General features: G+C 36.8%; 26 protein-coding genes. 18 read left to right on the top strand and 8 right to left on the bottom strand.

Annotation, left to right across the window (positions count from 1 at the left end; translation table 11 throughout):
* From C0W29_RS14620 to C0W29_RS14575, 9 genes are all read left to right on the top strand, one after another.
* A complete protein-coding gene (locus C0W29_RS14620) occupies positions 1-402 on the top strand; it encodes a type II toxin-antitoxin system RelE/ParE family toxin (protein WP_235869030.1) in 402 nt (133 codons plus the stop codon).
* A gap of 297 nt (positions 403-699) precedes the next feature.
* The gene (locus C0W29_RS14610; RefSeq protein ID WP_045041391.1) at positions 700-1,095 is read left to right on the top strand and encodes an ACT domain-containing protein; all 396 of its coding nucleotides are present in this window, start codon (positions 700-702) and stop codon (positions 1,093-1,095) included.
* Between the two features lie 84 nt (positions 1,096-1,179).
* Positions 1,180-1,428 carry a DUF3297 family protein gene (locus C0W29_RS14605; protein WP_036790764.1) on the top strand — a complete coding sequence of 83 codons (249 nt, stop codon included), beginning with the start codon at positions 1,180-1,182 and terminating at the stop codon, positions 1,426-1,428.
* A gap of 274 nt (positions 1,429-1,702) precedes the next feature.
* On the top strand, positions 1,703-2,179 hold the full coding sequence (locus tag C0W29_RS14600) for a prolyl-tRNA synthetase associated domain-containing protein (protein WP_045041390.1): 477 nt from the start codon (positions 1,703-1,705) through the stop codon (positions 2,177-2,179).
* 50 nt (positions 2,180-2,229) lie between these two features.
* Entirely contained in the window at positions 2,230-2,700 is a 471-nt protein-coding gene (locus C0W29_RS14595; RefSeq protein WP_173425420.1) for a pyrimidine dimer DNA glycosylase/endonuclease V, read from the top strand.
* Positions 2,701-2,788: 88 nt separating this feature from the next.
* A complete protein-coding gene (locus C0W29_RS14590; RefSeq protein ID WP_045041389.1) occupies positions 2,789-3,070 on the top strand; it encodes a hypothetical protein in 282 nt (93 codons plus the stop codon).
* Positions 3,071-3,289: 219 nt separating this feature from the next.
* Entirely contained in the window at positions 3,290-4,402 is a 1,113-nt protein-coding gene (locus tag C0W29_RS14585; RefSeq protein WP_045041388.1) for an NADH:flavin oxidoreductase, read from the top strand.
* A 130-nt stretch (positions 4,403-4,532) separates the two neighbouring features.
* Positions 4,533-4,952, top strand: a complete 420-nt coding sequence (locus tag C0W29_RS14580; RefSeq protein ID WP_158260030.1) for a thiol-disulfide oxidoreductase DCC family protein — start codon at positions 4,533-4,535, stop codon at positions 4,950-4,952.
* A 234-nt stretch (positions 4,953-5,186) separates the two neighbouring features.
* Positions 5,187-6,650 (top strand): BCCT family transporter, encoded by a 1,464-nt coding sequence (locus tag C0W29_RS14575; protein WP_045044808.1) that lies wholly within the window; start codon positions 5,187-5,189, stop codon positions 6,648-6,650.
* 78 nt (positions 6,651-6,728) lie between these two features.
* On the opposite strand, the gene C0W29_RS14570 is transcribed toward C0W29_RS14575, so the two are convergent.
* Positions 6,729-7,490, bottom strand: a complete 762-nt coding sequence (locus tag C0W29_RS14570; protein ID WP_045041387.1) for a hypothetical protein — start codon at positions 7,488-7,490, stop codon at positions 6,729-6,731.
* Positions 7,491-7,613: 123 nt separating this feature from the next.
* Between C0W29_RS14570 and C0W29_RS14565 the strand changes: the two genes are divergently transcribed.
* Positions 7,614-8,198, top strand: coding sequence for a MarR family winged helix-turn-helix transcriptional regulator (locus tag C0W29_RS14565; protein ID WP_045041386.1), 585 nt, complete (start codon positions 7,614-7,616; stop codon positions 8,196-8,198).
* A 32-nt stretch (positions 8,199-8,230) separates the two neighbouring features.
* On the opposite strand, the gene C0W29_RS14560 is transcribed toward C0W29_RS14565, so the two are convergent.
* Complete coding sequence (locus C0W29_RS14560; protein WP_045044807.1) at positions 8,231-9,364, bottom strand: ribosomal protein uL16 3-hydroxylase; 1,134 nt, start codon at positions 9,362-9,364, stop codon at positions 8,231-8,233.
* Between the two features lie 175 nt (positions 9,365-9,539).
* Positions 9,540-11,003: a C69 family dipeptidase gene (locus C0W29_RS14555; RefSeq protein ID WP_045044806.1), complete on the bottom strand. Its 1,464-nt coding sequence runs from the start codon at positions 11,001-11,003 to the stop codon at positions 9,540-9,542.
* A 221-nt stretch (positions 11,004-11,224) separates the two neighbouring features.
* Here C0W29_RS14555 and C0W29_RS14550 point away from each other — a divergent pair, with 221 nt between their 5' ends.
* Positions 11,225-12,124, top strand: a complete 900-nt coding sequence (locus C0W29_RS14550; RefSeq protein WP_080895372.1) for a DMT family transporter — start codon at positions 11,225-11,227, stop codon at positions 12,122-12,124.
* Between the two features lie 71 nt (positions 12,125-12,195).
* On the opposite strand, the gene C0W29_RS14545 is transcribed toward C0W29_RS14550, so the two are convergent.
* Positions 12,196-13,317, bottom strand: coding sequence for a TDT family transporter (locus tag C0W29_RS14545; protein ID WP_045041384.1), 1,122 nt, complete (start codon positions 13,315-13,317; stop codon positions 12,196-12,198).
* Between the two features lie 336 nt (positions 13,318-13,653).
* Between C0W29_RS14545 and C0W29_RS14540 the strand changes: the two genes are divergently transcribed.
* Both C0W29_RS14540 and C0W29_RS14535 read left to right on the top strand, forming a co-directional pair.
* The gene (locus C0W29_RS14540) at positions 13,654-13,974 is read left to right on the top strand and encodes a hypothetical protein (protein WP_045041383.1); all 321 of its coding nucleotides are present in this window, start codon (positions 13,654-13,656) and stop codon (positions 13,972-13,974) included.
* 325 nt (positions 13,975-14,299) lie between these two features.
* Positions 14,300-14,890 (top strand): hypothetical protein, encoded by a 591-nt coding sequence (locus C0W29_RS14535; RefSeq protein ID WP_045041382.1) that lies wholly within the window; start codon positions 14,300-14,302, stop codon positions 14,888-14,890.
* A 100-nt stretch (positions 14,891-14,990) separates the two neighbouring features.
* On the opposite strand, the gene C0W29_RS14530 is transcribed toward C0W29_RS14535, so the two are convergent.
* Positions 14,991-15,365 carry a DUF2541 family protein gene (locus C0W29_RS14530; RefSeq protein WP_036790740.1) on the bottom strand — a complete coding sequence of 125 codons (375 nt, stop codon included), beginning with the start codon at positions 15,363-15,365 and terminating at the stop codon, positions 14,991-14,993.
* Between the two features lie 205 nt (positions 15,366-15,570).
* Here C0W29_RS14530 and C0W29_RS14525 point away from each other — a divergent pair, with 205 nt between their 5' ends.
* Both C0W29_RS14525 and C0W29_RS14520 read left to right on the top strand, forming a co-directional pair.
* Entirely contained in the window at positions 15,571-15,888 is a 318-nt protein-coding gene (locus C0W29_RS14525; protein WP_036790739.1) for a heavy metal-binding domain-containing protein, read from the top strand.
* Positions 15,889-15,937: 49 nt separating this feature from the next.
* A complete protein-coding gene (locus C0W29_RS14520; protein WP_201257795.1) occupies positions 15,938-16,306 on the top strand; it encodes a DUF3703 domain-containing protein in 369 nt (122 codons plus the stop codon).
* Positions 16,307-16,373: 67 nt separating this feature from the next.
* Here the strand turns inward: C0W29_RS14520 and C0W29_RS14515 are convergent, their stop codons facing one another.
* A complete protein-coding gene (locus tag C0W29_RS14515) occupies positions 16,374-16,874 on the bottom strand; it encodes a peptidylprolyl isomerase (protein ID WP_045044805.1) in 501 nt (166 codons plus the stop codon).
* Between the two features lie 110 nt (positions 16,875-16,984).
* On the opposite strand from C0W29_RS14515, the gene C0W29_RS14510 reads away from it, so the two are divergent.
* Entirely contained in the window at positions 16,985-17,959 is a 975-nt protein-coding gene (locus C0W29_RS14510; RefSeq protein ID WP_045044804.1) for a Gfo/Idh/MocA family protein, read from the top strand.
* Between the two features lie 92 nt (positions 17,960-18,051).
* Here the strand turns inward: C0W29_RS14510 and C0W29_RS14505 are convergent, their stop codons facing one another.
* Both C0W29_RS14505 and C0W29_RS14500 read right to left on the bottom strand, forming a co-directional pair.
* Positions 18,052-19,656: an ABC-F family ATPase gene (locus tag C0W29_RS14505; RefSeq protein WP_080888815.1), complete on the bottom strand. Its 1,605-nt coding sequence runs from the start codon at positions 19,654-19,656 to the stop codon at positions 18,052-18,054.
* 210 nt (positions 19,657-19,866) lie between these two features.
* Positions 19,867-20,514, bottom strand: a complete 648-nt coding sequence (locus C0W29_RS14500; protein WP_045044803.1) for a MarC family protein — start codon at positions 20,512-20,514, stop codon at positions 19,867-19,869.
* 239 nt (positions 20,515-20,753) lie between these two features.
* On the opposite strand from C0W29_RS14500, the gene C0W29_RS14495 reads away from it, so the two are divergent.
* Positions 20,754-21,077: a YkgJ family cysteine cluster protein gene (locus C0W29_RS14495; RefSeq protein WP_045041377.1), complete on the top strand. Its 324-nt coding sequence runs from the start codon at positions 20,754-20,756 to the stop codon at positions 21,075-21,077.
* Between the two features lie 284 nt (positions 21,078-21,361).
* Positions 21,362-21,553: a hypothetical protein gene (locus C0W29_RS14490; RefSeq protein ID WP_045041376.1), complete on the top strand. Its 192-nt coding sequence runs from the start codon at positions 21,362-21,364 to the stop codon at positions 21,551-21,553.
* Positions 21,554-21,562 lie beyond the last annotated feature (9 nt).

The raw sequence follows: 21,562 nt of genomic DNA, 5'->3' as shown, positions 1-21,562 counted from the left end.
ATGATAAAAATGAACATTTATAGAGTACAAAAAGAAAATAGAACAATAGCGCTTTATGATTTTTTTGATGGTATTTCACAAAAATTACAACTGAATATTGAACATAAATTTCAATCGTATCAAACTCATAATGATATTTATCATTGTAAAAGTTTAAAATTACTCAACCCTAAAATATGGAAATATAAAGGGTTAATTTATAAGTTAAGAGTCGATAATGGCAAAGAATCAGCAAGGGTATTGTTCATTAAAACAAAAGACAGTGATATCGTTATTATTCACGCCTTTTTAAAATCTACTCAGAAAACGCCTAAGAAAGAAGCGAAGCAGGCAATCAATGTCTATCAACAGCTGGATGATATAAATATTGAACAATTAACAGCCAATTGTATGCATGTCTGATCTGGCAGATCCAACTTAACTTCATGCATAAATGACGCGAATACTACTATGGTTAATGAGGTTGGGAGAGAAGGTAATGTTCCGATATTACCCAGTGTAACTATTGGCGATAATTGTGTGATAAAGGCAGGTAGCGTGGTAACGCGTGATATTCGTGTAGTCGTCAGGATCATTGCCGCGTAATAAAAACTCTTGAAGCCAAATCAATTACCCTATAAGTATGTAAGATAACAATTCAATTATATATTAACCAGTTATTGGTTATTTATATTTAAGCATCATGGAGTGAGATTTGCTATGTCAGGTATTACAGAGTTAAGTGAATTATTAGCGTCAATGAAGCCGGTATTATTAGAGCAAGAGTTTGTTTTTTGCACGGTTGCGGGTGATCTAAAAGATTATGTTGATTTACAGCCTAAAGCCACTTTTATAGAAGCAGAAGGGTTGACGTTGGTCCTTGAAAAAAATGTCGCGGAAGATGCACAATTAGCGTTTAGTGGCTCTTTTCGTCAAATCACATTAACGGTCCATTCAAGTCTAGAAGCGGTTGGGCTTACCGCTGCTGTGTCGGCTAAGTTAGCTGAGCATAATATTAGCGCGAATGTTGTCGCTGCGTATTATCATGATCATATTTTTGTTCAGACGCGCAAAGCTGATGCTGCGATGTTAGCATTACAAGCGTTTGGTGGTTAGTTTTTGCTTCTACTGATACAACTCTTGAGCGTTAGTCTTAGATTGTCTACAATAGCGCACTTTTGATTTTCGACAGGCATCAACATGAACGATACTACATCACGCCCGACTTTACCTGATCACCTATCTGGTAATCCTCGTAGCCCACATTACCTAGAAGCTGCTTTTGAATATGAGATCGGCATTCTACTTAACGGCAAAGAGCGTTTTGATGTTGAGGAATACTGCATTAGTGAAGGTTGGGTAAAAGTACCATCACCTAAAGCATTAGATCGTCGCGGTAATCCGCTACTTATTACATTAAAAGGTACTGTTGAAGCTTTTTATAAGTAAAACATGCCTTATAGGCACTAAGCAAGGTTATGCTTTTGTTTAGTGGGTGCGGTAGTTACGTTTTCTCGTTATTATATTAACTATTCGCATAACATAGAGCCTAGCATGTTTAGGCTCTATGTGTTCACTTCCTGCCTTAATATGATCAGTCTTCTATTTTTTAAACAAATACTCAATATTATTATCAATTTTGATTAAATTTAAATAATATAAATCAGAAAATAAATATAGCTTATTTATTAGTGTTATTATTAAATTTAATAAAGGCTGAATGATGAATATATATAACATACTTGATGAATTATCTATTGATTATAAAAAATATGATCACCCAGCAGTATTTAACTGTGAACAAGCACATCTTTTAGGGTTGAATATTGAGGGTGTGGCCACTAAAAATCTATTTATTAAGGATAGAAAAGGTAGTCGACATTTCTTAGTTGTTGTAATTGCTGATAAAAGTATTGATCTAAAGTCGCTCAGTCAACGTCTAGGCGTAACAAGTTTAAGTTTTGCTTCTCCGCGTCGGTTAGAAAAATATCTAGGTATTACACCTGGGGCTGTATCTATTTTAGATATAATCAAAGATAAGAATAATGAGGTTGAGTTAGTTATTGATAATACAATATTTAATTATTCATCATTACAATGTCATCCGTTTACCAATACAGCGACATTGGATATTACTGTAAATGGCGTACAACAGTTATTAGCGCATTATCAACGACAATATATAGAAATATTATTATAACATTCATATTTTCTTCTAAACTAGAAGTACATCAAATAAGGGACTATTCGATGAATATTTTTATTTTAGATGATGATATTGAAAAGTGTGCGCAATACCACTGTGATCAACATGTGGTTAAAATGATTTTAGAGAGTGTGCAACTTTTATGTACTGCTCTTAATAAAAAGGGATTTACGACGCCTTATAAATCGACCCACATTAATCACCCTTGTGTACTGTGGGTTGAGCAATCATACGATAATTTTTTATGGCTAAAAGCATTAACCTTAGCATTAAATAAAGAGTACAAATTTCGTTACGATAAGCCAGATGATCATAAATCGATTGTCGTTCTTAGTGATATTTCAGCATTCTCATATGATGCAATCGGGCTTACTCCTTTTGTTCAAGCAATGCCAGATGATTTCAAAGTTGAAGGTGATGCGATAGCGGCTTACCGAAATTTTTATAGAGGTGATAAATCAGCGTTTGCCAAATGGACTAAACGGTCACCACCTTATTGGTTTTCCATGCTTTAGCGCTTAATTTAGGTATTATCACTGATGTAATCAACGTATTATGATTCGGTACTATTCGATTTTATTTAATAACCAGTAAGAGTTAATTATGAATGTAGATAAAGCGAAAAAACGCATAGCAAAGCAAGTTAAGAAGGGTTTTAAAGGTTATCCTCAGCTATCTTTGGCTTATTTTGGTAAGACTGCTGATATTGCAACTGAAGTTGTGGTCACATTTACCCTTGAAGAGGGCGCTGAGCCTCAAGAGCAAAAGTTTGCCAGTGAGAATGATGTTCGAGAAGATGAAACAATTCAATCTGTTTTAGTTAAAATCATTGATCGCGCTGGTGCAAATAGCGTGCTTGAAACGGAAGGTGTTAGCATTTTGTAATGGCTGATGTGATGCTGTAATTCGGTAAATTGCTCTTAAGAATATAGTTGATATAAGTGACATTATCTTAATCCAGATTAAGGATTTTTAGGTATATTAGCGGTATTATTCATTTCAGCTTAGCGCTTATTATAAAAAGAACAGTATTAAGGTGCTGTTCTTTTTGGCTTTTTTGGGTGCTGGTGAATTAAGAAGAAACGATATTTAAGAGGATTTGATTTGAGTACTTTGTTTACAGAAACCCGTATTGGTAACATGGCATTAAAAAACCGCTTTGTTCGTAGTGCAACATGGGAAAATATGGCAACAGAAGATGGCCATATGACCGATAAACTTTATGCTATTTATGAAGAACTTGCGCAAGGGGAAGTCGGGCTGATCGTAACGGGTTATGCAAATATTGTCGAAGAAGAAAAGCCTAATGCCGGTATGATGGGCATGTATAACGATTCTTTTATCGCAGAATATCAAAAGTTAACCGATCTTGTTCACCAATACGACGCTAAAATTGTTATGCAACTTGCTTATGGTGGTACTAAAACAACCTATAATGTTGGCGAGCGCGTGATTTTTGCACCCAGTGCTGTGTGTGAAAAAGGTACGCAAACGTTGGGTCAGGCGATGACTCAAGCTGATATTGATTATATTGTTGAAGCCTTTGCATTAGCCACTAAACGTGCACAAGATGCGGGTTTTGATGGGGTTGAAATTCATGCCGCACATACTTATTTAATTAACCAATTTTTAAGCCCATATTATAATCAACGTGATGACCAATATGGTGGTAGCCTTGAAAACCGTATGCGGTTCTTATTAGAAATTTACTCTAAAATTAGAACCTTAGTCGGTGATGATTATCCTATTTTAGTTAAACTAACCGCATCTGAATTTTTTGATGGTGGGTTAACGTTTGCTGATACTCGCCTAATTTGTAAAAAACTAGAAGCTGTTGGTGTTGATGCAATTATTATTTCAGGGAATGTCCATGGTAAAGCTGACACTATGGTTGGTGAGTCTTACGATGGCTATACCATTGAGCCTGAAGGTTACTTCCATCAATATGGTGATGTGATCAGTCAAGATGTTGATGTACCCGTTATTACGGTTGGCGGTTTAAGTGAATTCGATGCTATTGAAGCAATGGCGAATAATACGGGCATCGAATTTTTTGCACTTTCACGACCATTACTGTCTGAGCCAAAACTAATTAAGCGTTGGTTAGAGGGTTATAAAGCTGACGTTGAATGTGAACGATGCTCAAAGTGTCGCACCCGTCGTGGTAATTTTTGTGTGGTAAATAAAAACCGTAAAGCTGAATTAGCACGGTTATAATTTACGTTATTATCTATTTCACCTAAATAAGAGTTAACCATTGTGTTAGCTCTTTTTTTTAAGTTAAAGATATCTATTTCATGATTAATCTGTTGTTATTGTTTGAGGTAAGCTGAATAGAGAATCTATTGTGGATATTAACGATAACAGCCAAGTCGCCCCAAATATCGTTATTTTTGATGGTATTTGTCATTTATGTGAAAGCTCAGTGTTATTTATTATAAAAAGAGACCCGCAGCGGCTATTTTCATTTTGTTCGGCTCAATCTGCTACAGGCGTCTATTTGCAGCAACGATATCAGATCGATGCGCTTAAAAATGAAACTGTAGTTTTAATCTCAAATGGTATCGTTTTTGAACGTAGTAATGCTATTTTTGCTATTAGTGAGCTTTTGGGTGGAAAGTGGCGTTACTTTAGTTTATTGAAATATATTCCAGTATTTATTCGTGATTTTATTTATAAAAAAATAGCTAAAAATAGATATGCGCTGTTTGGGAAACATAGCCAATGTTTATTACCAACGGCAGATATAAATGATCGTTTCATATAAATATGTTTAGATAAATACTAATTAGTGATGATGATTGTGGCTCAGCTCAATTGTGAACTATGTTTAACCCTCTGTTATAAATGAATCTTTATCTATATAAGACTTACGGCTCCCTTCTGAAAAGTGACAAAGATCCCTAATATGAAAATTGTTTCAATAGTGTTATGGACAGGGTTGGTACGATTTGACAAAGTAACTTTATTGTTAATATTTTGATGATTATTGGTAACCTACATGGATGTAAACTTCCAACCTCGTTTATTCATTTTTATTGCAGCATTTATTGCTGTGCTCTTTATTTTTTTTCCGCAATTTAGCGTTTATCAATTAGCCTCAGTAACAGAAGCTGTAATCACTGAAATGGATGATTATGTGATTTTGTTTTCAACAGTGGTGTTGGTAATTTGTTTTGCACTTTGTATATCACCTTTAGGTAAAACGACACTCGGTGATGAAGCGCCAGAATTTGGTATCGTGACATGGTTAGTGATGCTGTTTACTACAGGAATGGGCTCAGGATTAGTGTTTTGGGGAGTGGCAGAACCTATCTACCATTTTTCAAATATGCCTCCAATAACGTATGACGGAGATCCTAAAGATGCAGCTTTAGGGCTTACTTATTTTCATTGGGGGATCCATGCTTGGGGCTTGTATGCCTTGGCTGGTCTTCTTATTGGGTGGCAGGTATATATCAATAAAAGACCAATGAGGATCAGTGCATCATTATCCAAATCTGAACGGCCTAAATGGTTAGCTATTGTCGATTTAATTGCGGTTTTAGCTATTTTGTTTGGCATTGCTGGTGTTCTAGCAAATACGATGGCTTTGGTTGAACAAGGAATTCGAAGTGTTACGGGTATCGAACAAGATTTGACAGCTATGCGCGTAGTATTGACGGTAGTTGTCGGTACGTTGTTCATGGTCTCAAGTGCGCTAGGGCTTAAAAAAGGTATTAAGCGACTTAGTTGTTTTAATATGTGGCTTATGGTGGCAATTTTTGGTTTTGTATTGGTTAATGTTGATATTTTTGCCGTCGCAGGGCGAATGATGAGTTCAATAACTGCCTATATTGTTTTATTGCCACAAGTTTCGTTGGCTGCTATTGAGGGGGGCGAAAAGTGGAGCCAAGGCTGGACTGTTATTTATTTAATTTGGTGGATCTCTTGGGCGCCATTTGTCGGGCCATTTATTGCTCGAATTAGCCGTGGGCGTACGGTGAGACAGTTCTTAATTTGTACTATTTTTATACCAACATTAGCATCCATTATGTGGTTCTCTGGTTTTGCTGGTGCGGTGTTTGAAAGTAGCTATCTTACTGAAGTCGTGCAAGCTGTAAATCAAGATTATACCAAGGGGTTGTTTACTTTTTTTGCTCAGTTACCAATGAGTGACGTATTGTCGACAGCAGCATTACTATTGCTACTGACGTTTGTAATATCGAGTTCAGACTCTGCAATTTATTCTGCGTGTATGTTAATGGATGATACTCGAACTAGCAGTAAGATTTGTTGGTCAATTATTGTTGTGACGATGGGAATAGCGTTAGCAATAATTAATAATGTTGATCTTAATAAGCAGGTAGCAATTGTAGGCGCTATTCCATTTATATTGGTGATGATCACTCAAATATTGGTGGTTGTTTACCATAAAATAGTATTTTGGTGGCAACGTAGTCAAGCGACTTATAGCTCGTCATAATCTTGATATCAACCTTACTCGAATTGTTAGAGAGGTAAGGTTGATTTCTTTATTGATAAGATATGTCACAGATAATGGTTAGTGATTCGTTTTTCCGGGTAGGCTCAAATCACCAGAAGCAACATCAAAGACATTTTTCACACATAATAGCGGTGAATGTGCACTTGTATTGATCCTTAATCCTGCAGTTACACCATCAAAGTTAGCGCTTTTAAGAGATTCAATATTGTTAAATCTTACTTTAACGTTAAGATCATGACCTCGGAACTCAGGTTGGTAATTAGGACTGTCAATTAATAGCGGTAATCCTGGCCATGTTTTAGGTAGCATTGGTTTTTCACCTTTTGGAATATCAACGACACCGAGGGCATTAGGACCACATTTTTCATTGGGTGCTAAAACAACCCAGTGGCTATGCCATATATTACCGTCGTTAGCTTTGTTACCATCGCCATTCTCATCATAAAGTGGTGTGTCATCAAAATCGGGATGAGAGGTGATAGCTAACGCTAAGATACCAGCATCTTTTTCAAAACCTACCGCATGGCTATTTAATGTTAATGGCCATACATATGAGAAAACATCACTTCCCGCTAATTTACCAATAGGCGTTGGGGTAATTTCTCCTGCATTGCCTGAGACTGCAATATGAAAAGTAGCCACATTACCTTGAGTGGTGACTTTAGTATGAATAATGTCAAAGGGTGCAAGTGCCTGACTATTGGTTTGGGTTTGAATACCACCGGTGTGGATTGAATGGGCAGAAACGGAACCTGAAAAAGTGAATACTGCAGTGACCATGATGGCCAGCATCGTTTTATGGTTGGTTGAAGTGTTCATGACATCCTCCGTTGTGTGAATTGAGTGATGTTCATATTATTATGGTATCGACTCAATACTATATTTATATAAGAACATAACAAGACAGTTGTCAATATTGTTTTGAGTCGATACTATTAACTTATGGACATAATTATTATTCAACAGTTACTTGATCGTATCGGTAACTTGATCAGAGTAGAAATGCGAACGGGGCTTATTGAACATGGTTTGCAGCCAGTTCAGTTTGATGCTTTGTATTATTTGTCAATTTGTAACCGTTTTTCTAATACGCCCAAAGCTGTCACTGAGTTTTTAGGCTTAACGAAAGGTACGGTATCTCAGACAATTAAAGTTTTAGAAACAAAGGGATATATTGAGAAAGTTGCTGATTGTACTGATAAACGTGTAATGCATCTAATAATGACCGCAAAAGGGCGTCAATTATTGGATGATTATTTTCCGTCTGCGAAGTTGTTATCTGCCTGTTCGGGTTTAGAGGGGGAAAACTCGGAATTTGATCCTGAATTATTACAGCAACAATTAATCTTATTATTAGCATCAATGCAAAAACAACATCAATATCGTTCTTTTGGGGTGTGTTCTACTTGTCAGCACCATCTTCATGTCAATAATGGCTATGTGTGTGGGTTAACTCAATTACCATTAACATCTGACGATATAACACTGATTTGTGTCGAGCATCAGCGACGGGCTAAAGAAAAATAAGAGAGGCAATGGCCTCTCTTATTGTTGAGTGCTTATTCGACAGGGTACCAATAACCAAGGTTAATTAATTGGGTTAGCATGGCTAAAAATGCTGGATGATCAAGTTGTTCACCCAATTGAGCATAGGTTACTTGTTCTTCATCACACAATAATTTAGCGGCATCAGCACATTCTGGCGGTAATTGATATTGATCACCGTTGATGTATAGAATGTGTGCCTGATCTGGATGGTAAAATGCACGTAAACCACCGATACGCTTAAATGCTTCGCCATCTTCTAAGAACTGATAAGTCTCATTATTTTGCCATGGCGGTTCAGAAGCCATTATATCTAGTTCATGACGATTCTGAGTTAAATGCTCACCCATCCATTGTTTTAATAGTTGTGGGTGATCAAGCAAACTACGCATCATATTTTCAAGATCTTTTGCTTCTGCAGGTAAAATGGCACCGTTGTTAGCGCGGGCTGGAAGCATAGGATTATGATAGTGCACATCACCAATATCATTAGCAATCACAAAATCGGCAAAACTACTTAATAATTCTTGTTTTTTAGGTGATCGAAACCCGACAGAGAAACTCATTGAGGTTTCAATTGCGTAACCATCATGAGGAAAGCCTGGTGGAATATATAAAATATCACCGGGCTCTAGAATATCATCAATAATAGGGTCAAAGCCTTTGATTTGGCGTAGTGCTGGATGACGGAATTCTTCTTCATAATCATCTTTCTTCGGTCCTACGCGCCAATGACGTTTGCCTGAACCTTGCGTAATAAATACATCATACTGATCAATATGTGGCCCAACACCGCCGCCAGGAGTAGAGTAACTGATCATTAAATCGTCAAGTAACCATCCGGGTAATTGACGAAATGGTGTAATTAATTGTGCTGCACCTTCATGCCAATGGTTAGCGGCTTGAACAATAAATGACCAATTATCTTCAGGGGTGTCATCAAATGTCAGTGGTCCATGACGAACATCCCAAGTATCGGCTAATTTAGCGATATAGCGCGAATCAACCTCTTCTTCCATTGCTAATCCTGCTAGTTCATCAGGTGTAATGGGATCGACAAAATTTTTAAAACCACCTTTAATGATGGTTGGTTTCTTTTGCCAAAACTCGGCAAGAAATTCTTCAAATGAAAACGTAAGTTGGTACATATCACGCTATTTATTGTTGAGCTGGACGGCGATTATAACGTAAACCGTTCGTAGAGATATCATTTGTTTGAGTTTACTGACATGACACACTGAAAACTGAGGATCATAAAAAAGCGCTAACTTTTTAGGTTAGCGCTTTTAATGGCGGCATTGAGTATCAGTGTTGACTAAGTACTTAAGCGCCAGCGAAATGCGATGCCATATCTGCTTTTTGAGTCAGTGTAGTGAATATTTCGTTAGTGACTTTAAGCGCATTATCTGTTGCTGTTTTCTCGAATTTATTAATTAAAGCAGTCGCTTCTTTTGGATGTTGTTTATAAATAGCTAAGTATTTTTGTTCCATTTTTTTCTGAGCAATAGCTGTATCGGCTTCATATTTATCATAGGCAGCACGAATAATGGGTTCATTTTGTTTCCAATTAGCCATACCTAATGTCTGCAGTTTACGCATATCCCAGAAAATAGAGCCGTTGCTGGCAACATCGGTACCAATATCATAACCGTACGGAATTTTAGTTGTACCTTGATAGAATGGAATATAAACCCCAAGCGCAGTCATCCCAAGATTGATGTATTCTGTTTCACCAATAGCAATAGGTAGGTTTGGGCGTACTTCAATAATATGTGATTCAGCGCAACGGAATACTGAGATTGGACGGTAGTGACCAAGGGGATCCTTATTGGCGTACGGATCCATAGCTGTACCTTGGTAATGGTTACGCATAATAGCTTCAACTTTTTGAAGAGAGATCTTATGTGTTGGGGTTAAAAACACAGGGTAATTTTGTTGGTCACGATCAACTTGTGTTTTAAGCCCAGGGTTAAGAATATGCTGTGCAATCCAAACTCGAGGGTAGTTGTAAGTGATATTTTCTTGGCCGCCAGTGGTGCCATAAGCATCGTGGAAATTAAATGGTTTATTGGTTTTTGCAACATATAAACCATGTTGCTCTGCAAAAGAAACTAAATTAGGCGATGCTAAATAATCCTTATTGTGAGGTAGGTATTCTTCTAAACGAGCCTGATTACCTGAGATAAAATAGGCATCATTAGGGATTTTACGTGCCATCCATTGGTGACCACTGCCGGTTTCTAAATACCAAATACCTGTTTTGTCAATAAATCCAACTCCAAAGCCTTGCGATGCGCCACGCTCTTCAATGATTTTACCTAGTAACTCAACACCTTCTCTAGCACTGTGAATACGAGGTAAAATCACGTTTTCTATTGAATCTTCATTAATGCCATTTTGGATATAAGGATCAACAGTAAGTGCAGCTTTACGATTGGTTAAACTTTCTGTTGAGGTAATGCCAACGCCCGCTGAGTTTAAACCAACTTCGCCCATTGTTTGATCATGGGTATCCCAGTCTTGCATCGAGGTATAAGCCAGCGACACTTTAGGATAAGGATAGGTAAAACGGTCAGTGTTTGAGTGGAACTCACCCTTTTCATTAATGGTACGAGGGTGGAGTACGAAGTGTTTAGCCCATACGGCCTTATAATCTTCGTTACGTGCCATGTAGTAGGCACCATTAGTTGAGGCTTGGTTACCAACAAGTAAAGTTGTACATGCATTTGCAGCTTGAGTGCCAAGTAAACTAGCAATTGCACAAGCTAATAAAGGGAGTTTTTTCATAGTAGTTAATCAAGTTTATAAAATTAATACTGATTCTAGGCTTGTTGGTAGAAATGAACAGATCAGCTATGGAAATCTCATATTGTTAATTTTCAGTTCATTTTTCAGCCGTAATGACGACGGTGACAATTAGGATTTAATAAATAGCGGTACAATATAACACTTGCGAGGTTGATGTTTTTTTTCATAAAATGATTATTTATGTTAATGAACTGCCTATCATGATTAATTCCTCTTTAAATAAAATACCCATTGGCGTTAGATATATGCTGATGTCAGCACTTGCATTTTCATTGATGTCGAGTTGTGTGAAATTAGTGCATACCTATGGTATTCCCGTATTTGAAATCGTGGCAGCGCGAGCTATTGTGTCATTACTGATTAGTTATGCTGATGTAAAGCGTAAAGGTATTTGTGTGTGGGGGAATAATCGAAAGCTATTATTAACTCGTGGTGTTACTGGGTCATTGGCGTTAATTTGTGTTTACTACGCCGTATCAACCTTACCTTTAGCTGAAGCGACTATTTTACAATATCTTAATCCTGTTTTTACTGCCATTTTAGCGATACTTTTCCTTAAAGAAAAAATCCATATAAGCACCATTCTTTGCATATTTTGTTCAATCATTGGTTTGGTACTGATGGTAGGGCCGGGGTTAACCTTAAATCATGTTCAACAGTTACCGCTATTTAGTATTGGTATTGCACTGTTAGGCGCATTTGGTAGTGGAGTGTCTTACATTATTGTAAAACGTTTAAGTACGACTGAGGATAGCTCGGTGATCATCCTTTATTTTCCGCTGATAGCATTGCCATTATCAGTGATATTACTGGGGAATGATTTTGTAATGCCGTCTAAAGAAGCATTAGGATTATTGTTATTTGTGGGTATTTTTACCCAGTTTGGGCAAGTGGGTTTAACGAAAGCAATGAAAACAGAAGTTGCAAGTAAAGCAACTGCTTACTCGTATATTCAAGTCGTGTTTTCGATTGTACTAGGGTGGTTAGTATTTAGTGAAGTGCCTTCAGTATGGACATTAGCTGGGGGAGCAATGATTATTTTGGGTGCTTTTGTGAATGTAATTGGAAGTCTACGTGCTCAAAAAACGGTAAAAGTTTAATAATAAGCACAGAATTAATAATCCAGTAATCTTTAACCTTTATAAGTTAAAGATTACTGGGATTTCTATATTTAGTTGTTACCTTTCTTCGATTTAATATGAATAACCGATGTCGGGTTATGGAAGATCTTACCTTGTTTAAAGCCTTTCAATGTTCCTAATGCTGCTGTAACCCACGCTAAAATTAAGAACGCGAATAGAATAATTGCAGCCCATTGAAAAGCCGGTAAACCAGTATGGTGTGCTAACTGTGTTGTACCTGTTACACATGTACCAACGGGGAAGGTAAATGCCCACCACGTTAATGCGAATGGCATTTTACGACGCATAGCACGTAGAGTTAATAATGCTGCCACACAGAACCACAACATAGCAAAGCCCCAAATAGGCACGCCATATAAAATTGCCATCACATTCATTGCACTTGCAATAGGTTCATTAACAGTGATCAATGCAGCGGTACCTAAACAACCCGCAGCAGTAATAGATTGGCCTAGTGGACCTAATACAATCCACAATGTTGGCACACGAGCACTGCCTGATGTACCAGCATGCGCTAGACGACTCCAAATCAGCGTAATAATAATAACAGATGCCATTAAACTGATACCGAAACAGGCATACATGCCGTAAAGTAGAGTTTGTTGAGCTGCTGAATGAGACATATGTGATATAAACATTGAACCAATTGTTGCAGATACCATAGGAGGTACAACTGGCATTAACCAACCACCAAATGCCGCATCATCATGTACTTCATTATGAGTAAATAAACGGTAAGGAATAATAATTGCTGTAATAATACCGCTTATAGTACCAATCCAAAATAGTGGCCAAGCAATGTTAAGCGCAAGACTTTGGCCGAAAAGGTGAGGACCAAGTAAAAGTGTACCGCCAGCGACAGTTAGAAACGCCATCGGTGGAGCACCAAAGAACTGCGACATAACGGGATCGTTAAATTGGCGTCTAATAATGTGTGGTCTAGTGATTGTCTGATAACTTTTAAAGATTGTCATAAAAATCAGCATAGCAAAAGCAATCAACCAAACGACGGTTGAAAATCCAACTAAGCTTTTACCTATAAAAGGTAGACCAACAGCAGCATTGGCGATAATACCTGTACCCATAACGGATGCAAACCAGTTAGGACCCATTTCTTTTTGTAATTCGATTTGTTGTTTATTATTTGACATAACATTACTTTTCAATGAGATAATATTCACAAATAGCCTGTGATATATCTACTTTTTATAGGAAATATAATACTAGTATTATATCTTTATCTTTCAAATAAGACGTTTGTATTATTGTGCTAACCAAGCAGTATGCAAACTATAGCGCTATTTTTATTTTTGTAAAATTTAATATCATTAATAAGGGTTTAATTATTACTTAACCTGATTCTTTAGTTGCTATTTGTGCATACTTATAATCTACAGTTTTCTATCTTCTTGTATTTTAAGTTTTTTACTATAGTGTGTATGAGTAAATGTCTTAAAAATTATTTATAAGAATATTAGGCTAAAAGAATGATTGAAATAAATAACCAGTATTATCGTGGTGTTATTAGTATTAATTCTAAAGTGAGTGGCAGCGGGGAAGTGCAAGGTTACTCGTGGTGTTTATCATCGACATCAACCACTCTTATTATTGAAATTGCCGAGGATCAAGCTATTGATCGTGAAACTTTACCCTTAGTGGGTTATGGCTGTAGTGGTTGGATTTATGAGCAGCCACTTACTAAACAACGTAATAATATTGTTTCTTTCATTGATACGGCCATGGTTCTATTTCGCAATAATAAAATGACTTACTTTCCAGCTGTAACCTGCAGTTGCAGTGATTTATAAAAATTGCTCGATAATATTTATTATGTGGATATTATCGAGATATTTTTATCTATGTAATGAATAGTATTAGAATATAAATTTCATTTCAGTGCTTGTTGGTCATCGATTAAAGCGGATTAAAAAATATTAATAATGAGTTGTTATTATATATTATTAATATAACAAATAGTAATGAATATAATGTTATTAATAAAGATAAAACTAGTGGTTATTAGTTATATAATAATGCTATTTTTTGTTTTTGATAATGATGGTATTTTACGGATGATTAAATAATAGTTATTTAATACAACACCAATTAATTTATATATTATATGGATGTGTCATGGAAGATCTATTTTCTAGTTTGAACCTTAAATGTTTAATTAAATTTATGCATCTATCTGGGTTAGCAATTGGACTTGGCTGTGCTTGGATGCTCGACGCTTTTATTATAAAGTATTTTAAAAATGAAATATCTAAAGATAAATATCAACTGATTGAATTTGCATCTAAATTTGTATTTGCAGGCCTAGCATTATTGTGGATTTCTGGACTGCTTTTTATTGCCCATTATTATTTTTATGCGCCAGAAAATTTACAGAATCAAAAAATATGGGGTAAGTTATTCATTGTATTAATATTGACTGTTAATGGTTATTTTGTACATAAATTAATTATACCAAAGATAAAAAAATCAGTCGGCTCGACACTATTAAAGACTCTAACGAGACATGAGATGATGCTAATTGCTGCTGTAGGAGCCATTTCTTTTGTCTCTTGGTTATTTCCAATCGTGCTTGGGGTAGCAAAGGCATTGAACTTTACTGTTTCTGCTGTAGATATAATAGCATTTTATTTTGTATTTCTTGCTATATCAGCCATTATTTCAAATGTAATAGCACAAATTATTATTAATTCTAAATCTGTAGGATAGTAATATTATTGCGGAGTAATAAAAAAGCGTAATACGAGACCTTAAAAAATAGGTTCATATTACGCTATTTAGATTAATACCTCTTTAATTCTAAGGCGTATTAATCGATACCGATTACTTTAACGCCTGCACGAGTACCTTCAGAGTTTCCTGATACTTCAATATGCTTAATACAACGCTCATAGCCAAATAGACGTGCGCCTGTATCTTTATCTTTTTTCACATCGCGATAATAATTATAGGTTTTTTCTTCGCCATTGCGGAAGCGTACTTTTACACGATCAAGTTTAAGATCACGTTGCGCTTCGATTTTAAAACCTTTTGCATTACGACAAATTGGAAATGGGATCTTTCCTTTAACGTTACCAATTTCAAGTAGCCAAGTGTGGCCTAAAGTAAACGTACCGGCAGTTGCTGGAAGAGATGTGACAAGACCACCTGCAAGTAGAGCTAGTCCAATTAAGCCTTTTTTCATTTTTTTACACTCTATTGAATTTGTATAAAAAGTATATCAGGCAAAAAATGTAAACTCAATAGTTTACATGTAAGCAGGTGTTTCTGTCACATATTTTTCAGCCTTTGTTGTATTGAGAGGGGACCTCCTTTATTGTGGAATATATAATTAGATGTATTTGATTTATTGAGTGTCTCATAATTATCATTAAGAGGAATTTCATATAATGATTTTTTCAACAACAGAAACGGTTCCTGGGCATGAGATTATCGCTATACTAGGTGTAGTAACAGGTAATGTGGTGCAATCTAAGCATATTGGCCGTGATATTATGGCAAGTTTAAAAGGAATTGTTGGAGGAGAATTAAAAGGATATACCGAAATGTTTAATGAGGCACGTGCGCAAGCAATGACACGCTTAGAAGCAGATGCTTCAGCATTAGGTGCAGACGCTGTTGTTGGCGTTCGATTTACAACGAGTGCAATTATGGATGGTTCTTGTGAATTATTAGCGTTTGGTACTGCTGTAACGCTACGCGAATAGAACTATCGTAGGTTAATTATTTAAGGATGAATAATAACTCGGAGGGATAATGAGTAATTTTAGCCAAAACATAGCTCCTTATGTTAAAAAAGAAATGATTCGTGCATATCGAGCTCAAAAAAAAGATGATCCTATAACAGCATTTCGACATTTGGAAAATGCGCATGTGTTAGGTCAGGAATCAACCTATTGGCATGTTAAAGTACATTATTTGATGTTGCGTTGGGCGATTAAACAACGTGATATTAAAGAAATCAGTGGTCAGTTAATACGTATCATAGGTGCTGCATTATTGACAGCTATCGATGGTGTACCGATTGGTAATACTGGCGGAAGTAATGTGCATGCGCTAAAAGTAATGCCTATTTCAGCGAAGAATGCTGAGATTATTACTAAAACGAAAGCGTTATCACGTTAATTAACCATTTAGTGTTGCAGTAGGAGTGGTGGCTATCATTCAACGCTCCTACATAATAAAAGAATGCTTATTCAGTAATCGTTACTTGTTTGATGATAATTGCACTACACGGCACATCATCATGGCCTTGTGTTGTTGTCGTATTAACTTGGGCGATATGGTTTACAACCTCCATCCCCGCCGTTACATTGCCGAAGACGGTATAACCCCAACCGCTATTTGTTGTTGCTGTGTAATCTAGAAAATCATTATCAGCGAGATTAATAAAAAATTGTGCCGTTGCTGAATGGGGAGCGTCTGTACGCGCCATTGCTATCGTACCGATGGTGTTTTTAAGACCACGATTAGCTTCATTTACAATCGGGTCTCGAGTTGGCTTTTCAATTAAATCTTTGCTATGACCACCGCCTTGAATCATAAAGCCTGCAATAACACGATGAAAAATTGTATCGTTGTAAAAACCATCACGGCAATATTGAATAAAATTTCGTACAGTGACAGGAGCTTTCTGTTTATTAAGGCTAATATCAATATTACCGACATTGGTAATTAAAGTAATGGTTGTCATAGTAACTATCTAATTGGAATTCTTGTTCGTAGTATACGTAATTTATAGCATAAACTATAGCGACTACAGTGAGTGACAGAGCAATAATAACCATGAAAAGGAATTAAGTAATGAACACGAAGATGATCCGGTGGGGCATGATTGGTTGTGGTGCAGTCACTGAGGTTAAGAGCGGACCTGCTTATCATAAAGTATCAAATTTCACATTAGCGGCTGTTATGCGCCGTGACCAAGTTCTAGCGCAAGATTATGCTCAGCGACACAATATAGAGACAGTATTTGCCGATGCTGATGTCCTTATTAATGATCCGATGATTGACGCAATATATATTGCCACCCCACCTGATAGCCATAAAGAGTTGGCTTTGAAGGTCGCTCAAGCAGGGAAAATTTGTTGTGTCGAGAAGCCATTAGCGCCAAATTATGCAGATTGCCAAGCGATTGTTGCTGCATTTGAAGCAGCACAGTTACCATTATTTGTTGCTTATTATCGTCGTTCTTTACCGCGTTTTAATCATATCAAGCAGCTACTTGATGATGGTGAAATTGGAGATATACGTCATATTAGTTGGCATTTGAATAAGCCAGCTAATCCAATGGATCTCTCGCAGCAATATAACTGGCGTACGGATAAAACGATTGCAGCTGGTGGTTATTTTGATGACTTAGCGAGCCATGGTTTAGACTTATTTGGATATTTGTTGGGTGATTTTGCAAGCGTAAAAGGGATAGGTATTAATCAACAGCATTTATATACCGCGTTAGATGCTGTGAGTGCGTGTTGGTTACATACTAATGGGGTGACTGGAAGTGGAAGTTGGAATTTTGGTGGTCATTCACGGCAAGATAAAGTCGTGATTTATGGAAGCCAAGGTGAAATTCGCTTTTCAGTGTTTGATGAAGCGCCAATAGAGGTTATTTCTGGTGATAAAGAGCAACAAATCATCATTGAAAATCCGACTAATATTCAGTTATATCATATTGATAATATGCGAAAGCAATTGTTAGAAGGCTTGCCGCATCCATCTACAGGTAAAACTGCTGCGCATACCGGGTGGGTTATGTCGCAAATATTAGCAATATAACGCTGGATTATAATGACACTGTTAAGGTAGATATTTAGATGGTGAAGTAGCAAGTTATATCAAATGCGATAACTTGCTACTTGTATCATGTATTAAGCAACTTTACCTTCAAGGGCTAGGTTTGACATGTATTCGTCAAATGTGCCGTGGAAGTTAACCACTTTCTTTTCACGAATATCAATAATGCGTGTAGCTAATGATGATACGAATTCGCGGTCATGGCTTACAAAAATCAACGTGCCTTCATATACTTTTAGGGCGTTGTTTAACGCTTCAATTGCTTCCATGTCCATGTGGTTAGTTGGTTCATCCATTACCAATACGTTAATATTTAGCATCATTAGTTTGCCAAAGATTAAACGGTTTTTCTCACCACCAGAACAGTTCTTCACTTTTTTATTGATATCGTCAGCTGTAAATAATAAACGGCCTAAGATACTACGTACGGCTAGATCATCATGATCTTTAGTACGCCATTGTGAAATCCAATCAAAGATACCTAAATCGTTATCAAAGTCAGCTGAACTATCTTGAGGACAGTAACCGATTGATGCATTTTCAGACCATTTAATCACACCGTGGTTTTGTTTTAGTTCATTAACTAAACAACGTAACATGGTGGTTTTACCAACACCGTTTTCACCGATGATCGCTAATTTAGAGCCAGCATCTAGAATTAAGTCGCCGCCTTCAAATAATGTTTCCCCATCAAAGCCATGACCGAGTTCTTCTAGAATCAGTGCTTGGCGGTAAAGCGCTTTACCTGGCTTGAAACTTAATGATGGTTTTAATCGACTTGAAGACTTTACTTCATCAAGTTTGATTTTATCCATTTTTTTCGCGCGAGAACTTGCTTGTTTTGCTTTTGATGCATTAGCGCCAAAGCGGTTTACGAAGTCTTGTAACTCACTAATTTCAGCACTTTTCTTAGCATTTTCTGATAATAATTGTTCTTGAATCAGAGATGATGCCTCAATGAATTTTTCGTAGTTACCAGGGTAAATACGTAATTCGCCGTAATCGATATCTGCCATGTGAGTACATACAGAGTTCAAGAAGTGACGGTCGTGAGAAATAATGATCATGGTACATTTACGCTGATTTAACTCACCAGCAAGCCAGTTAATCGTGTGGATGTCCAAGTTGTTGGTTGGTTCATCAAGTAGCAAAATATCAGGGTTAGAGAATAAAGCCTGTGCTAATAGCACACGTAATTTCCAACCAGGTGCTACTTGTGACATTAAGCCATAGTGAAGCTCTTCATCTATACCAGCATCAAGCAGTAACTGCCCAGCACGGCTTTCTGCACTGTAGCCATCCATTTCTGCGAATTCGCTTTCTAGTTCAGCCACAGCCATGCCGTCTTCTTCTGTCATTTCTGGCAGAGCATAAATACGATCACGTTCTTGTTTTACTTTCCATAACGCTGCATCACCCATAATTACCGCATCAACAACCGTGTATTGCTCAAACGCAAACTGGTCTTGGCTTAGGGTACCTAAACGTTGTCCAGGAGAAATAGACACGTTGCCAGAGCTTGGGGCTAGTGTGCCACTAAGGATTTTCATGAAGGTTGATTTGCCGCAACCATTAGCACCAATAAGACCATAACGGTTACCGTTGCCAAACTTAGCTGAAATGTTTTCAAATAACGGCTCAGCGCCAAATTGCATTGTAATGTTTGCGGTAGATATCAAGAGGTATTCCTAGCAGTTTTATTCGATGATTTTTTGACAATAAAGCCAAAAGAAGATGCACGAAAACAGAGATAGATGTAAAGGGTGCGGATTATACAGAGGTTTGTTTGTAAATGTCGAGGGTGAAAATGTAACCAATGCAAGATAACAACCTTAAAAAAGGAAGGGTTAAGGCTGTTATCTTGTCATCGAGGAGCAAATAATCGCGAATTATTTCGCTAAACTTGTCGTGTTAAATAGCATGAATGCATCATGTACACCTTGAATTAACATCTGCATGCCAATAACCGTTAAAATTAATCCCATTAGGCGGGTAGTAATTGTAATTCCGGCCTCACCGACCTTATCAACCAGCTTTGGGCCATAAAGAAAACACACTAGGGTAATTAAACACAAGGTCGCAAAAGCAACAATGGTGATAATAGTATGTAGAAATGATCCGGATGCGGAGTAGTTCATTGCTGTCGCGATAGTACCAGGGCCGGCTAAAATAGGTAACGCTAATGGCGAAATAGAGATGTCTTTCTCTTCGCTAACGTCGCTGCTTTTAGATTCTGAGTGCATTTTTGAGCTATCACCTTGTAACATGTGGTAACCGACTAAAAAGACTAAAATGCCACCTGAAAGTCGCAGCGCTGGTAAGGTAATACTGAATAATTCAAAGATCCCTTTACCTAACAGACAGAAGGTAGCAATAATAAAAAAGGCAGCGGTAAGGGCTTTAAATGCGGTTTTTTTGCGTTGTTCAGGAGTTTGACTCCCTGTCATTCCTACAAAAACGGCGGTATTGGCAATAGGGTTCATCATGGCAAAGAACCCCATAAAAACCGTGATTGTCATTGTTGTAATATCGTGCATAACCATCCTTTTGGTTAATTTTTTGTTATTGATTTGATTACAATAGCATGGATTTATAGTATATGGACGTAAATCTATATATACACGAGTGAAGGGAGAATGATTGCTTACACATTGTCATCATATTTCTATTTATACTATGAATAGGATAGTGCTTGTATAAGCAATAACAATGATGTCAGTGTTTTTAGAGTGGGTTTGAGTTACTATGCGTCTAAGAAAACATGGCGATAATAGATATGACCATTGATATAACGAATATAAGCACCGAACCTGATCCAAGTATGACCTGTAGCACCTGCCAAGCATGTTGTTGCCGCTTAGAAGTGATGATTATTACCGATACGGGTGTTCCTGAAGAGTACATTGATATTGACGAATGGGGTGGTGAAGTCATGCTACGTCTTGACGATGGCTGGTGTGCTGCTGTTGATCGCGATACGTTACTATGCACTATTTACGAAAATAGACCGTGGATTTGTCGTGAGTTTGAAATGGGGTCATATGAGTGCAGCATTGAAAGAGCAACTATGCCGCCACGATCACCATCTATAACAAAATAATAGAAAATTATAAATCAAACTGTATTAGCGTATTAAAATAAATATAGTTAATACATTTTGGTTATTAACTATATTAATCTTCATTTCTTCCTCGTATTAAATCGACATAAAATAATAATAACTCCTACATTAATTCCAAATTATAAAAATAGTATTATTTGTTTAATGTTTTGTTCTCTATATGGAATTGAGGTCACAAAACTTTACTCTTAATATTGAGTTTTTGATTGGTTAAATTACTGTGCAAGCTAAATTCTGTCTCTTTAATAAAACAAGAAGAAAATATGGATATTATTACAGTATTTAACGGCAAACAAATGGTTGATCCTTATGGCGCGTTAGTTTCAGATAAAGACCAAACTAATAACTATTGGTGGGATAAAGAACGTTCTAGGATGACAGTCTCAACCTTTATAGTCTTTGAAGCTAATATTGGTAAAGCCGCTCAAGATACTTACGCAACTCTATATTTTTAATTGAAGGGA

Origin of the sequence: Photobacterium kishitanii (genome assembly GCF_003026355.1) — a bacterium.
GTDB classification, from domain to species: domain Bacteria; phylum Pseudomonadota; class Gammaproteobacteria; order Enterobacterales; family Vibrionaceae; genus Photobacterium; species Photobacterium kishitanii.
This window is presented reverse-complemented; position numbering and strand designations above follow the sequence as displayed.

What these genes read in the sequence shown, in the direction of transcription:
- C0W29_RS14620 (WP_235869030.1), top strand. Translation starts at nt 1, where the DNA reads ATGATAAAAATGAACATTTATAGAGTACAAAAAGAAAATAGAACAATA.
- C0W29_RS14610 (WP_045041391.1), top strand. Translation starts at nt 700, where the DNA reads ATGTCAGGTATTACAGAGTTAAGTGAATTATTAGCGTCAATGAAGCCG.
- C0W29_RS14605 (WP_036790764.1), top strand. Translation starts at nt 1,180, where the DNA reads ATGAACGATACTACATCACGCCCGACTTTACCTGATCACCTATCTGGT.
- C0W29_RS14600 (WP_045041390.1), top strand. Translation starts at nt 1,703, where the DNA reads ATGAATATATATAACATACTTGATGAATTATCTATTGATTATAAAAAA.
- C0W29_RS14595 (WP_173425420.1), top strand. Translation starts at nt 2,230, where the DNA reads ATGAATATTTTTATTTTAGATGATGATATTGAAAAGTGTGCGCAATAC.
- C0W29_RS14590 (WP_045041389.1), top strand. Translation starts at nt 2,789, where the DNA reads ATGAATGTAGATAAAGCGAAAAAACGCATAGCAAAGCAAGTTAAGAAG.
- C0W29_RS14575 (WP_045044808.1), top strand. Translation starts at nt 5,187, where the DNA reads ATGGATGTAAACTTCCAACCTCGTTTATTCATTTTTATTGCAGCATTT.
- C0W29_RS14570 (WP_045041387.1), bottom strand. Translation starts at nt 7,490, where the DNA reads ATGAACACTTCAACCAACCATAAAACGATGCTGGCCATCATGGTCACT.
- C0W29_RS14565 (WP_045041386.1), top strand. Translation starts at nt 7,614, where the DNA reads ATGGACATAATTATTATTCAACAGTTACTTGATCGTATCGGTAACTTG.
- C0W29_RS14560 (WP_045044807.1), bottom strand. Translation starts at nt 9,364, where the DNA reads ATGTACCAACTTACGTTTTCATTTGAAGAATTTCTTGCCGAGTTTTGG.
- C0W29_RS14555 (WP_045044806.1), bottom strand. Translation starts at nt 11,003, where the DNA reads ATGAAAAAACTCCCTTTATTAGCTTGTGCAATTGCTAGTTTACTTGGC.
- C0W29_RS14550 (WP_080895372.1), top strand. Translation starts at nt 11,225, where the DNA reads ATGATTAATTCCTCTTTAAATAAAATACCCATTGGCGTTAGATATATG.
- C0W29_RS14545 (WP_045041384.1), bottom strand. Translation starts at nt 13,317, where the DNA reads ATGTCAAATAATAAACAACAAATCGAATTACAAAAAGAAATGGGTCCT.
- C0W29_RS14540 (WP_045041383.1), top strand. Translation starts at nt 13,654, where the DNA reads ATGATTGAAATAAATAACCAGTATTATCGTGGTGTTATTAGTATTAAT.
- C0W29_RS14535 (WP_045041382.1), top strand. Translation starts at nt 14,300, where the DNA reads ATGGAAGATCTATTTTCTAGTTTGAACCTTAAATGTTTAATTAAATTT.
- C0W29_RS14530 (WP_036790740.1), bottom strand. Translation starts at nt 15,365, where the DNA reads ATGAAAAAAGGCTTAATTGGACTAGCTCTACTTGCAGGTGGTCTTGTC.
- C0W29_RS14525 (WP_036790739.1), top strand. Translation starts at nt 15,571, where the DNA reads ATGATTTTTTCAACAACAGAAACGGTTCCTGGGCATGAGATTATCGCT.
- C0W29_RS14520 (WP_201257795.1), top strand. Translation starts at nt 15,938, where the DNA reads ATGAGTAATTTTAGCCAAAACATAGCTCCTTATGTTAAAAAAGAAATG.
- C0W29_RS14515 (WP_045044805.1), bottom strand. Translation starts at nt 16,874, where the DNA reads ATGACAACCATTACTTTAATTACCAATGTCGGTAATATTGATATTAGC.
- C0W29_RS14510 (WP_045044804.1), top strand. Translation starts at nt 16,985, where the DNA reads ATGAACACGAAGATGATCCGGTGGGGCATGATTGGTTGTGGTGCAGTC.
- C0W29_RS14500 (WP_045044803.1), bottom strand. Translation starts at nt 20,514, where the DNA reads ATGCACGATATTACAACAATGACAATCACGGTTTTTATGGGGTTCTTT.
- C0W29_RS14495 (WP_045041377.1), top strand. Translation starts at nt 20,754, where the DNA reads ATGACCATTGATATAACGAATATAAGCACCGAACCTGATCCAAGTATG.
- C0W29_RS14490 (WP_045041376.1), top strand. Translation starts at nt 21,362, where the DNA reads ATGGATATTATTACAGTATTTAACGGCAAACAAATGGTTGATCCTTAT.